The organism is Streptomyces sp. NPDC006283, from assembly GCF_040613325.1.
GTDB lineage: Bacteria > Actinomycetota > Actinomycetes > Streptomycetales > Streptomycetaceae > Streptomyces.
In genome coordinates, this window is record NZ_JBEXRZ010000212.1 from 1 (window position 1) to 12,581 (window position 12,581).

12 protein-coding genes and 4 pseudogenes are annotated in these 12,581 nt (G+C 66.5%); 7 read left to right on the forward strand and 9 right to left on the reverse strand.

All coding sequences use genetic code 11. From position 1 onward, the window contains the following. Positions 1 to 76 precede the first annotated feature (76 nt). Both ABZ070_RS29935 and ABZ070_RS29940 read right to left on the reverse strand, forming a co-directional pair. The gene (locus tag ABZ070_RS29935) at positions 77 to 358 is read right to left on the reverse strand and encodes a hypothetical protein (protein ID WP_356638479.1); all 282 of its coding nucleotides are present in this window, start codon (positions 356 to 358) and stop codon (positions 77 to 79) included. Beyond that, positions 358 to 810, reverse strand: a pseudogene (locus ABZ070_RS29940) (tRNA (adenosine(37)-N6)-threonylcarbamoyltransferase complex transferase subunit TsaD); the annotation flags it as partial. The gene ABZ070_RS29935 and the pseudogene ABZ070_RS29940, both read right to left, overlap by 1 nt. Before the next feature lie 8 nt (positions 811 to 818). Here ABZ070_RS29940 and ABZ070_RS29945 point away from each other — a divergent pair. The 3 genes and pseudogenes from ABZ070_RS29945 to ABZ070_RS29955 all read left to right on the forward strand — a co-directional run. Next, positions 819 to 1,780 (forward strand): annotated as a pseudogene (locus tag ABZ070_RS29945) (IS630 family transposase); the annotation flags it as partial. A gap of 131 nt (positions 1,781 to 1,911) precedes the next feature. Continuing rightward, positions 1,912 to 3,051 carry a glycosyltransferase gene (locus ABZ070_RS29950; RefSeq protein WP_356638480.1) on the forward strand — a complete coding sequence of 380 codons (1,140 nt, stop codon included), beginning with the start codon at positions 1,912 to 1,914 and terminating at the stop codon, positions 3,049 to 3,051. 584 nt (positions 3,052 to 3,635) lie between these two features. Next, positions 3,636 to 4,459: pseudogene (locus tag ABZ070_RS29955) on the forward strand (transposase domain-containing protein); the annotation flags it as partial. Positions 4,460 to 4,803: 344 nt separating this feature from the next. On the opposite strand, the gene ABZ070_RS29960 reads toward ABZ070_RS29955, so the two are convergent. Beyond that, positions 4,804 to 5,454: a class I SAM-dependent methyltransferase gene (locus ABZ070_RS29960; RefSeq protein WP_356638481.1), complete on the reverse strand. Its 651-nt coding sequence runs from the start codon at positions 5,452 to 5,454 to the stop codon at positions 4,804 to 4,806. Between the two features lie 434 nt (positions 5,455 to 5,888). On the opposite strand from ABZ070_RS29960, the pseudogene ABZ070_RS29965 reads away from it, so the two are divergent. After that, positions 5,889 to 6,315: pseudogene (locus tag ABZ070_RS29965) on the forward strand (transposase); the annotation flags it as partial. A 207-nt stretch (positions 6,316 to 6,522) separates the two neighbouring features. Here the strand turns inward: ABZ070_RS29965 and ABZ070_RS29970 are convergent. Further along, complete coding sequence (locus tag ABZ070_RS29970) at positions 6,523 to 7,401, reverse strand: hypothetical protein (protein WP_356638482.1); 879 nt, start codon at positions 7,399 to 7,401, stop codon at positions 6,523 to 6,525. A gap of 164 nt (positions 7,402 to 7,565) precedes the next feature. On the opposite strand from ABZ070_RS29970, the gene ABZ070_RS29975 reads away from it, so the two are divergent. Further along, positions 7,566 to 8,459, forward strand: a complete 894-nt coding sequence (locus ABZ070_RS29975; protein WP_356638483.1) for an IS982 family transposase — start codon at positions 7,566 to 7,568, stop codon at positions 8,457 to 8,459. On the opposite strand, the gene ABZ070_RS29980 is transcribed toward ABZ070_RS29975, so the two are convergent. The 4 genes from ABZ070_RS29980 to ABZ070_RS29995 all read right to left on the reverse strand — a co-directional run bounded on the left by ABZ070_RS29980 (position 8,447) and on the right by ABZ070_RS29995 (position 9,439). After that, complete coding sequence (locus ABZ070_RS29980) at positions 8,447 to 8,614, reverse strand: hypothetical protein (RefSeq protein WP_356638484.1); 168 nt, start codon at positions 8,612 to 8,614, stop codon at positions 8,447 to 8,449. The genes ABZ070_RS29975 and ABZ070_RS29980 overlap by 13 nt on opposite strands. Beyond that, positions 8,611 to 8,769 carry a hypothetical protein gene (locus ABZ070_RS29985; protein WP_356638485.1) on the reverse strand — a complete coding sequence of 53 codons (159 nt, stop codon included), beginning with the start codon at positions 8,767 to 8,769 and terminating at the stop codon, positions 8,611 to 8,613. Before ABZ070_RS29985 ends, ABZ070_RS29980 begins: the two co-directional genes overlap by 4 nt. Before the next feature lie 167 nt (positions 8,770 to 8,936). Beyond that, entirely contained in the window at positions 8,937 to 9,140 is a 204-nt protein-coding gene (locus tag ABZ070_RS29990) for a hypothetical protein (protein WP_356638486.1), read from the reverse strand. Continuing rightward, positions 9,137 to 9,439 (reverse strand): DUF6247 family protein, encoded by a 303-nt coding sequence (locus tag ABZ070_RS29995; protein ID WP_356638487.1) that lies wholly within the window; start codon positions 9,437 to 9,439, stop codon positions 9,137 to 9,139. Before ABZ070_RS29995 ends, ABZ070_RS29990 begins: the two co-directional genes overlap by 4 nt. Positions 9,440 to 9,825: 386 nt before the next feature. Between ABZ070_RS29995 and ABZ070_RS30000 the strand changes: the two genes are divergently transcribed. Both ABZ070_RS30000 and ABZ070_RS30005 read left to right on the forward strand, forming a co-directional pair. Next, positions 9,826 to 10,173, forward strand: a complete 348-nt coding sequence (locus ABZ070_RS30000) for a hypothetical protein (RefSeq protein ID WP_356638488.1) — start codon at positions 9,826 to 9,828, stop codon at positions 10,171 to 10,173. Positions 10,174 to 10,182: 9 nt separating this feature from the next. After that, the gene (locus ABZ070_RS30005; protein WP_356638489.1) at positions 10,183 to 11,517 is read left to right on the forward strand and encodes an endonuclease domain-containing protein; all 1,335 of its coding nucleotides are present in this window, start codon (positions 10,183 to 10,185) and stop codon (positions 11,515 to 11,517) included. A 79-nt stretch (positions 11,518 to 11,596) separates the two neighbouring features. On the opposite strand, the gene ABZ070_RS30010 is transcribed toward ABZ070_RS30005, so the two are convergent. Continuing rightward, positions 11,597 to 12,190 carry a DUF6233 domain-containing protein gene (locus ABZ070_RS30010; protein ID WP_356638490.1) on the reverse strand — a complete coding sequence of 198 codons (594 nt, stop codon included), beginning with the start codon at positions 12,188 to 12,190 and terminating at the stop codon, positions 11,597 to 11,599. Positions 12,191 to 12,581: the final 391 nt, after the last annotated feature.

Sequence of the window (12,581 nt, forward strand, 5' to 3'; positions counted from 1 at the left end):
CCCGCCACGGCATCAGCCACCGAAGCTGCCGGGCAGCTTCACCGCGGGCGCGCCGAACGGCGGGTCCTGGTCACCCTCAAAACGGTCGTGCAACCTGCGGGTAACAACGGTCCTCGGGCAACGCGGCGGGAGTGCGCCAGGCGGTGCAAAAGCCCTGGACCGTAGCTCCGTCCAGCGCGAGTGCGGCCGCGAAGCCCGGTCTCGTCAAATCCTCGACGACCCGCTCCAGATAGGCATCCGCCACGGATTCTTCTTCGTCCCACGGAGGCGTGGTGAACGCGCTCACATATACGGCGCGAATCCCGGCGGCGTAGGACAGCAACTGCTCGTCTCTGATGATCCGGACGCTTACGGCCATCACGCCGCCCGAAAGCCAGCAGCCGCGGCCACCGGGTGCAGTGCCGCGTACTCCAGCGGTGCTGACGGGTCGATCGAGACGTCCAGCGGGGCGGGATCGGCGCCGGCGCAGACGAGGAGGTCGCCGATCGCGGCAATCATGGCGCCGTTGTCGGTGCAGAGCCTCAACGGCGGGACGCGCAAGGTGATCCCGGCCGCGGCGCACCGCTTGTCGGCCAGGGCGCGCACACGGGAGTTCGCGGCGACTCCGCCCACCACGACGAGCGTTCCGACCCCGTACTCTCGGCAGGCGGCCAGCGCCTTTCTGGTGAGCACGTCGGCGACCGCCTCCCGAAGGGAGGCCGCGCCATCCGCCAGCGGAATCTCGTTGCCCCGCAGGCGATGCTGCTCCGCCCAGCGGGCCGCGGCCGTCTTCAGCCCGGAGAAGGAGAAGGCGAACGGATCGTCTTTCGCACGCGACGTTGGAGCGGTGGTCGCGCCGGGCCACATCGGCCCAGGCCCTGGCTCTGCGTGCACGGATTGTGCTGGCGTGTGCAGGTCCGGAGGTGCCACCGATCGTCGCGGTCGCCCGGGACCTGCGGGTGACTGCCGACACGGTCCGCAAATGGCGGCGGCGGTTCCTCGCCGACCGCCTGGACGGCCTCGTCGACGAGCCCCGGCCGGGCCGGCCGTCCACCATCAGTGTCGATCAGGTGGAAGCCGTCGTGGTCACAACACTGGAGCAACTCCCGAGGAACGCCACCCACTGGTCGCGGAAATCGATGGCCGACCACAGCGGCCTGTCCAAGTCCACCGTCGGACGGATCTGGCGGAAGTTCCAGCTCAAGCCGCACTTGGCCGACACATTCAAGCTGTCGACGGACCCGTTGTTCGTGGAGAAGGTCTACGACGTCGTCGGCCTGTACTTCAACCCACCCGAGGGCGCTGTGGGCTCTGCGTGGACGAGAAGTCGCAGATCCAGGCCTTGGACCGGTCCCAGCCGGTCCTGCCGATAATGCCCGGCATGCCTGAACGGCGTACCCACGACTACGTTCGCAACGGCCTGACCACCTTGTTCGCCGCGTTCGATGTCGCCACCGGCGAGGTCATCACCGCCCTGCACCGCCGGCACCGGGCCGCCGAGTTCAAGAAGTTCCTGATCAGGATCGAGAAAGAAGTTCCCGCGCATCTCCAGATCCACCTGATCTGCGACAACTACGGCACCCACAAGACCCCCGCGATCAGGACCTGGCTGGCCAAACACCCACGGTTCCACATGCACTTCACCCCGACCGGCTCCTCCTGGATCAACCAGGTCGAGCGGTGGTTCGGCTTCCTGGCCGACCAGAAGATCCGCCGCGGCACACACAAGAACGTCCAGGCCCTCGAAGCCGACATCCGCGCATGGGTCAAGAACTGGAACGAAGACCCCAAGCCCCTGCTGCCGGCAGGTGGTGCGGTCGCCCATGCCTGCGCGTTCGTACGTGCCAAACTCGCCCAGCGGCCCGCCGTGCATCCCGGAGCGCCTGTCATCGGTCATTGACTTCAAGGATCTGCGCGACATAAATTCTTCCCATGCCGCATGTATCGCTATCAATGATCGTAAAGGATGAAGCGGAGACGCTGCCCCGCATCCTGGGAGACGCAAGGTCATTTTGCGACGAAATGATTATTGTCGACACGGGGAGCAGCGATGGGACTTCAGAGATTGCCGTCGAGGCTGGGGCAAAGGTAATCCATACGCCATGGACGGATGATTTCTCGGAAGCCCGCAACATCAGCCTTGAAGCATGTACGGGTGATTGGATTGTCTGGCTGGACGCCGACGACCGAATCCCTGTATCCTCGCAGCAAGAATTTTCTCGCATCATCGCAGGGCTGGGAGATGACGTAGACGTTGTAGCAACTCCCTATCATCTCAGGTTTAACGAAGACGGCGGCTGCATGGAGAGCTCGGTACGTGAGAGAATGCTGCGGCGCGCGGCAAATCTGCGCTGGTCTGGAACCATTCATGAGTCCGTGGACATGAGGGGCATCCCGTCAGCTCGAGTTCGAGCAGAGCCCACCTTGATCGTCGAGCATCGGCCACCGGCCGCGAAGGCTTATCGTGACCCTGGACGCAATCTAAGAATTATCGAAAAGGCCTATACAGCCGGCGACAGATCGATTCGACTCCTTTACCACAGGGCAAGCGAGTTTCAAGTTAAGGGCTGGCATGGCGAGGCTATTGCGGCCTATCGCGAAGCGCTAGAAGCACTAGAGACGGAACGATCAGCTTGTAGCTGTCCAGCGGGGATTACAGCATGCTCCCCTTCATTTCTTTCTTATTTTTCACTATTCAGCCTTGCGCAATCCCTGATCGCCCTGGACCGAAATGGCGAGGCAGTGGAAGTCGCACTAAAGGCAATTCACATTACCCCAGTCCGTCCTGAGGCATGGATGGCTGCTGGTGTGGCTCACTTCAATCAGAAGAATTACGAATTGGCCAGCCCGTTCTTTAGTGCCGCAACTCAAGCACGCAAGCGCCCGCCTTTGGGCCCCTTGCATGATATTGATTACTCCTGGGCACCCTGGGATTATCTGTCCTCGTGCCTGGGGGCTATTGGAAGGTATGAGGAAGCTCTCTCGGCGGGAAATCGAGCCCTTTCTGGCAATCCTGATAAAGGGCGCGTCCAGAAAAATCTTGACGATTGGGCAGCTGCCCTTCGGCAGTGAAGACACAGGGCCCCGCAGGGCATTCCACATAGCGCTTAGCCTCGATCCCACCGACGTGCTCCGAAGGTGATCTCTTGATCGTTTTGTGAGCTGGTTTCGGTCGGCTTGTGAGCTGGTTTCGGTCGGCGGTTGTGGATGGGCAGGTTTTTTCTGCTGGTTTGCCCAGGTTTTCCACGAGTTCGGTCCCAGTCGAGCCCTGGCGGGCGAGTGGTCAGGGGGATCAGGCCGGTGCGGGTGGATCGTGAACGGTGTCGAAGAGATGTGTCCAGGCTTGCTGCCAGGGCCAGTTGTGTGGCGGGGGCAGGGTGATCCGTTGCGCGGATCGCGCGATCCGGGCCGGGACCTGAGCGAGATGGCCGCGGAGGGTGGCAATGGTGGCCCTGGCATGGAAGGGCGAGTCAGCGGCGCACCGGCGGTCCGCAGCAGGTTGTAGGAGGCTTGACCCAAGGCCTGGTAGTTAGCGTTTTCGCAGGTCACGCAAGGGAGTTGAAGGATTCTCGGCGCAGGGCAACGGAGCTCGTTGGTACAGGCAGTCGACCAAGGCAGCTTGTCCCGAAGGAGCTCCGTTGCCCCGTCATTGTGTCCTGCCGTCTGCGCTGACGACTATCACCCGTACGGTCACCGTGGCCGCGGGCCGGTTCGCTCCCGGGCATCTGGGCGAGTTGACTGCCGTCGTGCCGTTCGAGCTCGTGGACGCGGTCCTTGCGGAGACGAGGGCGGTACAGCGGCGTCTGCGTGATCTTCCGTCGCGGGTTGGGGTCTACTTCCTGCTGGCGATGTGCCTGTTCCCCGAGGTCGGCTACCGGCTGGTCTGGGACAAGCTGACCGCGGGTCTGTCCGGGATGCCGGTGGTCTGTCCGTCGGCGAAGGCGTTGCGTGACCTGCGCCGGCGGATCGGCAGCGCGCCGGTGCGGGCGTTGTTCGAGGTGCTGGCCGGGTTGCTGGCCCGGCCGACGACGCCAGGAGTGCGTTTCGGTGCGTACCGGACGGTGTCGTTCGACGGCTGCAGTTCGCTGCGAGTCCCCGATTCCGAGCGGAACCGGGCCTGGCTGGGCAGGACTTCGCATCATGGCTATCCGACGCTGGAGTTGATGACTCTGATTGAGACCGGCACCCGGGCCTTGGCCGGCGCCGTGTTCGGCCCCACCGCCGAGGGTGAGACGAGCTACGCCGGCCGGCTGCTGCTCTGCTGCGGCCGGACATGCTGGTGCTGTGGGACAAGGGATTCGACAGCAACGCCTTCCTCGCGGCAGTCACCGACACCGGCGCCCAGATCCTGGGCCGGCTCCGCAGCAACCGGCGCACGCCGGTCCTCACCCTCCTCGTCGACGGCTCCTACCTGTCGGTGATCGGCACCGTGAAAGTGCGGGTCATCGACGCACAGATCGCTGAGACCTGCGCGGACGGCACGTCCTTCACCGCTCGGAACAGCCGCCATGGCCGCGATCAGGGACAAGACGTCCTACCTCGCCGCGTTCTTCCGCCGCATCTCCGCCCGCAGAGGCGGCAAGCGAGCCCTCGTCGCCGTCATGCACAAACTCGCCATCGCCATCTGGCATGTCCTGCGCGCAAGGCCCCCTACCGCGACCTCGGCGCCGAGTACTTCACCAAACGCGATCCCGAACGCGCCATGCGCCGCATGACCAAGGAAGCCAACAGCCTCGGACTGACCGTCCGCTTCGAACCCATCACGGTGGGCTGACCTACATCGTCCACTCCATTTTCGTGTCAGACCCCATGGCCGCAGCACGCTCAGACGCGGCGCGCGATCACCTCCATGCACACGCGGTAGCGCTCGCTGACCGAGTAGTTCAGGGGTTTGAAACCGTGTTGGTCCAGGAAGTCGCAGAGGCGCTGGCGGCTGAAGTTGTGGAAGTGCTCCAGTTCTCCCCAGTAGGGGTTGACGTTGCCCGCGTCGAGCAGCCGCCAGGCGGCACAGTCGTAGTGGGGCATCGACGCGAAGATCACTCCGTCCTCTCGCAGCAACCGGTGCGCGGCGGCCAGGCCCTTACCGGGGTAGGGCATGTGCTCCAGTACGTCTGCCATGCTGATGACGGAGTAGCGGCCTGACTCCTCGAGCGTTGTCAGGTCGGCGCAGCGGGCCTCGACCCCGAGCTGGCGCATTCCCTCGGCGGTCGAGGGCCGCAGATCAAGCCCCTCGGGCTCAAAGCCCCACTCCTGCGCCGTGAACAGCAGCGATCCGTTGCCGAAGCCGACATCCAGCCAGCGGCCCTCCGGAACGTACCGTGCCACCCGCTCCACGATACGCGCCGATGTGTACCGGTTCTGCTCGAACGAGGCGCCCGGCCCCTGGTTCGGGTTGGTCGAGGAGAAGACCTCCGCGCACACCTCATCCGAGAAGTAGCCGTCAGTGAAGACATGTCCGCAAGCGGCGCAGCGCATCCACGTCATGATCGGCTCAACCACCGGTTTGTACAGCGGATGTTGTGAGCAGTTCCCCGTCCGAAGCGTGGAGATCTCCGGGGCGGAGCAGAGAGGGCAGGCTTCGTACAGCACTCGCGGCTTTTGCTTGGTCGGCGTGATCAGAGGAGGCGTCGTGATGACTGAACTGGCGATCATGCTGGAAACATAATCACTGTCCCGCTCGGCAGCATGACGACACGCTCGGTATGCGGCGGGCGCCAGCAGCCAGGCGCGGCCATCTCGGTGACCGAGGCCAAGACCTGGTCCTCTTGCCCTCCTTGCCCATTTTCTCCTTGGCGGCGGTGGCCTGTTGAATGTGCCGAGTGAGCGAGATGACGATCGAGCACGAGTCCGTCGGTGAGCCGGCCAGTGGTGCGGTGCCGTCGGCCGTGTCGGACGAACAGCTCGTCGTGATGCTGACCGGCCGGGCCCGCAGCTGACCAAGTGGGTGCTGGAGTCGGCCCTGGAGGGTGGGATCACCGGCCATGTCGGCTACGAGAAGCACGATCCGGCCGGGAAGAACAACGGCAACAGCCGCAACGGAACGCGTGCGGAAACCGTGCTGACCGACGTCGGCCCGTTCGAGGGGAAACGGCAGCGCCGCCTGTCCGGCGTGGACGAAATGGTGCTCTCCCTGTCCGCGAAGGGCCATACTCACGGCGGGATATCGGCTCATCTCGCCGAGGTGTATGGCGCCGGGGTGTCCAGGCAGACCATCTCCACGATCACAGCCAAGGTGATGGAAGGGATGGCCGAATGGCAGAACCGGCCGCTCGACCGTGTCTGTCCGGTTCTGCCCGGGATGCCATCAACGTCAGGATCAGGGACGGACAGGTGAGTATGAGCTGGTCGCGGTAGCGTGCCTGGTGGGTGCAGATGAACTCCTGCTGTTCGTGCCAGGTCCAGTAGGTGTCGAAGTCGCCGTTGGCGCGGACGGCGCGCAGCTTGAGCACGGCCTCGTCTATGCCCTTCCGCTTGGCGCCGTGCAGTCTGGCGGCGTGGGGGCGGCCGCCTCGAGCGCGGCGACGGTCTGCTGTACTCCGCCGGTCAGGAGGTGCGGGCGTGGCGGGCGACCCATGCTTCGGCGGAGGCGTCGCCGGTGCCGGAGCTGTGCAGGCACCAGGCCGCTCGCCACAGATATTCGAGCACGTGGATCACGTCGACGATGATGTGGATGTCCGCGCCGCGCTGCTGTGCTTCGGTCTTGATGGAGTCGATCTGATAGTGGGCCCCGTCGACAAGGACGATCCAGCAACGACGGTGCCCGGGGTCGCGGTGCTCGACCTTGTCGAACACTGTGGCCACCACCTCGGCGGCTGTGTCGTTCACCGAGCCGCACAGCCACTTCACCTTGGCCTTCGGGCCGGGGCGGCGCTCGGGGGCCTGCGCGGCACGGGCTCGGCGTCGTAGGCAGCCCCCCGAGTGGCCATCCGCTTCCTGCCGCGTTTCTCCCCGGCCGCCAGCCGGGTCTTCATCATGTTGCCGCCCTCGGCAGCTTTGGCGGTGTCCGCGCGCGGCGCTTCGGGCTTTTATCACCATGCCTTTGCCGTCCACCGACAAGGTCAGCGGAGTGTCGTCGGTGCAGGGGGCCGCACGAGGGCGTCGTAGAAGGCGTCGATGTCTGGCCGCGGCGTCGACGGCGAGCTCCTGGACCTGCCGGTGCCCGACTCCGGCACCGGTGACGGCGTTGATCCGCTCACAGGCGTCGGCGAAGCGGCCGCGGGAGGACTCGATCGCGGCGAGCCTGGCCAGCTCGTGCGAGTGCATTCCGTCTGGCGGGTTCAGCACCGCGTCGGCCGGGTGCAGATCCGCCACTCTGGTGCCGCGATAGGCGATCCGGGGCACCGTGACCTTGCCAAACACCGTGGCCAGCATCCGGCGCCGGCCCCGTTCGATCCGGGTCCGCTCGACGCCGACGGCGTCCACGACTTCCTCCGGGCGCACCTCGTTGCCGGCCCGCAGTGTCAGGTGGTCCTGAAAATGCTGCCGCTGAACTCGCGCGTCCCCGTCCCCAGCAGGTCCTCTAGACGAGTCATTCCGAATGCTGACGGTGTGTTCGAGAACGCAGACAGGGCGTCCAAGATCGTTGTGTGACGAACAACCTGGACGCCCTGCTCACCGCACTGTACGTGAAGATCGACGACGGGATCGGAGGTACCCGATGGCTGGGGCGGCCGCCGCGGCTTTCGGATTCCGAGCTGGTCACCCTTGCCGTCGCGCAGGCTCTGCTGGGCTTCACTTCGGAATCACGCTGGCTGCGGTTCGTGGACTCCCGGTTGGGCGCGATGTTCCCGTACGTGCCGAAGCAGCCGGGCTGGAACAAGCGACTGCGGGCAGCGTTGCCGCTGGTCAAGAAGACGATACGGCTGCTGGCGAGGGATACGGACTTCTGGTTCGACAACCACTGGATCGTCGACTCCACGCCGGTGGAGTGCGGCCGCTCGCGTCCGACAGTGAAGCGGTCGGACATGGTCGGCTGGGCCGGATACGGGTACTGCGCCTCGCACTCCCGGTTCTTCTGGGGCCTGCGCCTGTTCCTGGTATGCACTCCGACCGGCATGCCGATCCTGTGGGCCCTGGCGAACCCGAAGATCGACGAGCGCGAGGTGCTGACCGCGATGCTCGACCGCGAACCGGAGACGGTCACGGACCGGCCGGAGCTTCTGGTGATCTCGGACAAGGGCTTCGCCTCCAAGGAGTTCGAGGCCGACCTGGTCTTCCGGGGCGCGGAGTTGCTCCGTCCTTCGTTCAAGCGAGAGAAGAAGCGCCAGGGCGAGAGCCTCCTGAAGTCGGTGCGGCAGCTGATCGAGTCGGTCAACGACACCCTCAAGGGCCAGCTCGACCTGGAACAGCACGGCGGCCGGACCTTCGAGGGCGTCGCCGTCCGCGTCGCCCAGCGCGTCCTCGCGCTGGCCGCGGCGATCTGGCACAACCACAAGACCGGACAGCCGGTCGCACGATCCCTGATCGCCTACGACCACTGATCACATCGGAATGACTCGTCTAGCTGCGAGTACGTCAACGCCGCCGTCTCCGGGGCCGCCAACTCCGTGGTGACTGCGGCGAACAGCACCGCCGAGGCGGCGAAGGCGTCCTCACAGGCCGCCAGCGCACCGTCGGCCGACTCCACCACGCTCACCACCCCTGCTCCTTGCCGTCGACCTTGAACAGTCCGGACGACGGCTCGGCCAGGATCCCGCGCTCCACCAGCCGCTTCAGCTTCGAACGTATCCCTTCGACATGCCGAGGTTCGGTCCCCAGCCCCAGGTGCTGGTGCACTTCCTTGCAGGGCATCGCCGCCCCCGAGGTCGCGAACAACCCGATGACCGCCCGACTCCGGCGACATCACCGTCACATCCAGCTCCGCTTCGGCCTTCATCAGCCCGCGGCGACGCCCCGTCGGCATCCCCGCCCGCGCCGTCCGCGCCCGGCACCGGCGAAGACGGCGTGGCCAGTACCTCCTAGACCGTGCTGAGCTGGCCGACGGACGCGGAACGGACGTCCTCGCCTTCGGGGTCGCGACTGTCCCAGGCCGGGAATGACCACGGGTCGCGGGCGGCGATGTCGATGACGTCACGGAGCATTTCGCTTGCGTGGGCGGGAAGCGCGGCAAGCGCCTTGGCCGCGTTCGGGGAGAGGCGGGCAGGCCAGGCCGGCACGCTCACTGCCGGCCTCCGAACACGTCGTCCAGGGAGATGCCGTCGGAGTCGTCTCTGCCCGCAGTGAGAAATACGTCGACGGCGGGGGCGGAGGCAAGACGGGCCTGCCAGGTGCGCACGACGTCATGGAGCGGGGCGAGGCTGTAGCTGTGGCGTGAGTCCTCCAGAGCGGCCGCCCAGTCCCGTTCGAATGCCGGAACCCACTGCGGCGCGCGGCGGTCGGAACGGATCCGGGCAAGCAGTTCGGCAGCGGCGGCCGGGGCCGGAAGCTGCGCGGGCGCGGTGTGCTCGGGCTGGGCGCTCATCGTCTCCTCCAGTGGGGCGTCTCGCCGTTTCACGGTACGCGGCTCCAGAGCTCTAGGGCAGCCGCTTCAGCGGGGGGAGTCGTATGTCGGGCGGGCCGAGCCCGCCCTCGCACCCCGGTTCTCGGCGTGTCGTCGGATTGATCTCAGCCGAGGGCGTCTACAACTGGGCGGTCAAGATCGCAGCGGCATAGCCATCGTGCTCACTCGTATCAGTCAGTGCCGGCGCCTCTTGGACTCGTCGCCGTCGGGATCGCGGACACCGACCGCCCCTTGTCCTGCTTCACAACTTCCGGCAGCCGCACCTGCACCCCGTCTCGCCTTCATGGGCGTTGGGCAGGTGGTGGCAGAGCGCGCACTTGTGGCCTTGGTGCTTAACGATGACGCCGGTGCCGAACCTCGACCACGGCGACCGGGACTCGGTCGGCCTCTTCCAGCAGTGGCCCTCACAGAAGTGGGGAACACGCGCCCAGATCATGAACCCCGAGTTCGCAGCCACCTCCTTCTTCCTGGGCCGCGGCGGCAACAAGGGCTTGCTCGACCTCAAGAACTGGCAGACTCGGCCCCCAGGCGACGTCGCCCAGGACGTGCAGAACAGCGACCACCCCGAGCTGTACGCCGGCCACGAGAGCGCCATGCGCACCCTGGCCAAGGAAGCCGGCATCGACCTCGGCGTGCAGGGACGCGGTGACTGGGTGAGCGTGGCCAGCAGCTGCTGGGCTGGGGTGGGCCGTTAGCCTGGTGGTATGTCGGAGCGTGTTATGCCGGGTTGCGGGGGCGGCCTGATCACTCTGGACGTTGCGGATGCTCTGTGGGCCGGCTTGACGGCCCGCAGCGCTGTGTCGACGTCTTCTGCGGCGTTGACCTGCTCTCCTGCCGACCGGGTGGGGTATGTCCTGCTCGGCGGCCGTGTGGTGGCGACGGTGCAGGCACGGGGCGGTCTGTGGGGTGTTCCGGAGATTGAGGTGCGCCGGGCGGCAGCGGAACTGAACGCGGTGGAGATGGGCCGTCAGGACCTGGGCCGTATCGGTCCGTTTGGTGGCCCGCCGCAGCAGGAGTACATGGAGGGAATGCTGCTGCGGTGGCGCCAGCGGATCACCCGGGTGCTGCAGGAGCCGGGCGGCCCCGAGCGGGCAGCACGAGGTGAAGGCGACGGGCCGTACCATCTGGCGGGGATCGACTGGCGACGGATGCTCGTGGAGCAAACCCGCGACCGGACGGCGCGGACATGGTGGCTGCCGCGCGCCGTGGTCAGGTTGCTGGACGCGGCCGAGCACACCGAAACACTGTGGCTGCAAGCCGCACGGCAGGGAAGCGTAGCCGTCACCGAGCCGCCCTCCCGCCACGGACAGGCCCGAGCCGCTGGCGGCCGGCAGACGAAGAGCCCCGACTGCCCAACCGCCCCACTGTGCCCCTACAACGGGGAACTGAAAGGCCACGTGTACTCGGCACTCAGCAGGAAACCGGGTATTTCCCGCAAGGTGGCTGGGTGGGCGTGTGCTGTCTGCGGCACCGCACCCGCAGCGGTCCTCGACCACTGCCACGAACACGGCTACGTCCGCACCCCCGTCTGCCACTCCTGCAACACGCAGGAACGACCCGACCACCTGTACAGCAACAACATCCGCGTGGCCGACCACTACACACGTCTCTTTCACACCCACACGGCCGACTGGCTCCGCCACTGGCACCGCTGCCCCGGCTGCCGCGCCCGCACCACCCTGCCGCTGCCACACCTCGCCGCCTGGACCGCCTACATAGCCTGCCGATCACTACGCCCGACGCACCGTGGCTCCCGCGGGCGTAAACCCTGCGGTGTGCTGCGCGTGTCCTGGACGGGCAGTCAGAACGCGCCCCGTTCCTGCCTGCTTACTGTCGCCGTTGATTTCTGTTCCTCCGGCGAGCACCGTGTCCTGGCGCAAGTCCCCTACCGTGAAGCCGCCGAACAGTTCCGCGTCTGGCTGGCCGAGACCGCCCCCGCCGTGGCCGCCGAAGCCGGACCCGACCGCCTGGACGGCCTCCCCACCTGGTCCCGGCCAATGATCGCGGACACCAGGAGTGAGGGCCTGGGGCTGTTCTGAGCGAACAGCGCCCAGCTCGCAGGCCCCTTGGACACCAGGACCGATCGCACGTTCCACTCAACGCTGGTGGGGTAGTAGCTCAGCCGGTCAGAGACTCAAAATCTGTCGGTTTCGTGGGATTCAAGTCCCACCCACCCCCACGCACAGCCCTTCTGGACGCTTTGCTCCGGAGTTCTCCGGCGTGGGTGCGGGGCGCCAGGGGGGCGGATGGCTGTTCTGGGGTGAGGGATCGGGCGGCGTCGCATTCTGTGCAGGCTGCCGCGCGGGGCTGGCTGAGCGCGGCGAGTGCCTGTTCCTGGTTGAGGGTCTGGTCGCTGGGGGTGCACCCGATGACGTGGAGGAGTGTCCAGGCGGGCCGGCTCTTTTGTGGCGGTCCGCCTGCCGGGGACGGGCGGTAGGTGGGGACATCCCGGTAGGACACGCCAGGTATGGGGCGGGCCTGCGCGGGGCTTACCCAGGCACGTTGCTCGGCAGCCCCTACATCGCCGTTCGCAGCGCCCTGCCACAGCTGGATTCCGACCTGGTATCGCCAGCCGTCTTTCTCTTGTCGCCGGGCGTGCAGGCGTGCCCGGACTTCTTGGCCGTCCGGGAGCACGACGAAGATCGACGGCGGCCCTGAAGTGCCCTCTCCCTCTCCTTCTTCTTGGTTCATGACGACCGCGCTGTCCCTCATTTCTCTTCCGCGCCGCAGGCCCGGAATCTTCCGGCATCCAGGCTTGTACTCATCAGGCAGCACCTCTTCGCGGCGGCCCGTGGGTGCTCATCCTCGGTGGTGTTCGCCCCACCAGGGCAGGAACGGCGGCAGGTCGCTGAGTCCGCGGGCCGGGCGTTTCGGCATGGGGGACTCGCCGTCGTCTCCCTCCCAGCGGCGTGCGTACTGGTCCGGAAGGCTTCCCCAACCCCAGTAGGGCATGGGAAGGTCGGGGGTTTCGCCGAGTTCGTCGGCAGGGTCGATACACCTGTCGGCCACCGTGCGTGAGGCGGCGCTCGCGATGCTGAAGAAGCGCCGCTTCCGCGCCCACGCGGCAAGCGACGCGGTTGCCGCGGAGAAGGGCTACAGAACG

Bases quoted from the DNA above. Each gene is read 5' to 3' on its own strand.
- ABZ070_RS29935 (WP_356638479.1), bottom strand. From the start codon at position 358: ATGGCCGTAAGCGTCCGGATCATCAGAGACGAGCAGTTGCTGTCCTAC.
- ABZ070_RS29950 (WP_356638480.1), top strand. From the start codon at position 1,912: ATGCCGCATGTATCGCTATCAATGATCGTAAAGGATGAAGCGGAGACG.
- ABZ070_RS29960 (WP_356638481.1), bottom strand. From the start codon at position 5,454: ATGCGCTGCGCCGCTTGCGGACATGTCTTCACTGACGGCTACTTCTCG.
- ABZ070_RS29985 (WP_356638485.1), bottom strand. From the start codon at position 8,769: ATGCCCTGCAAGGAAGTGCACCAGCACCTGGGGCTGGGGACCGAACCT.
- ABZ070_RS29995 (WP_356638487.1), bottom strand. From the start codon at position 9,439: ATGAGCGCCCAGCCCGAGCACACCGCGCCCGCGCAGCTTCCGGCCCCG.
- ABZ070_RS30005 (WP_356638489.1), top strand. From the start codon at position 10,183: ATGTCGGAGCGTGTTATGCCGGGTTGCGGGGGCGGCCTGATCACTCTG.
- ABZ070_RS30010 (WP_356638490.1), bottom strand. From the start codon at position 12,190: ATGAGGGACAGCGCGGTCGTCATGAACCAAGAAGAAGGAGAGGGAGAG.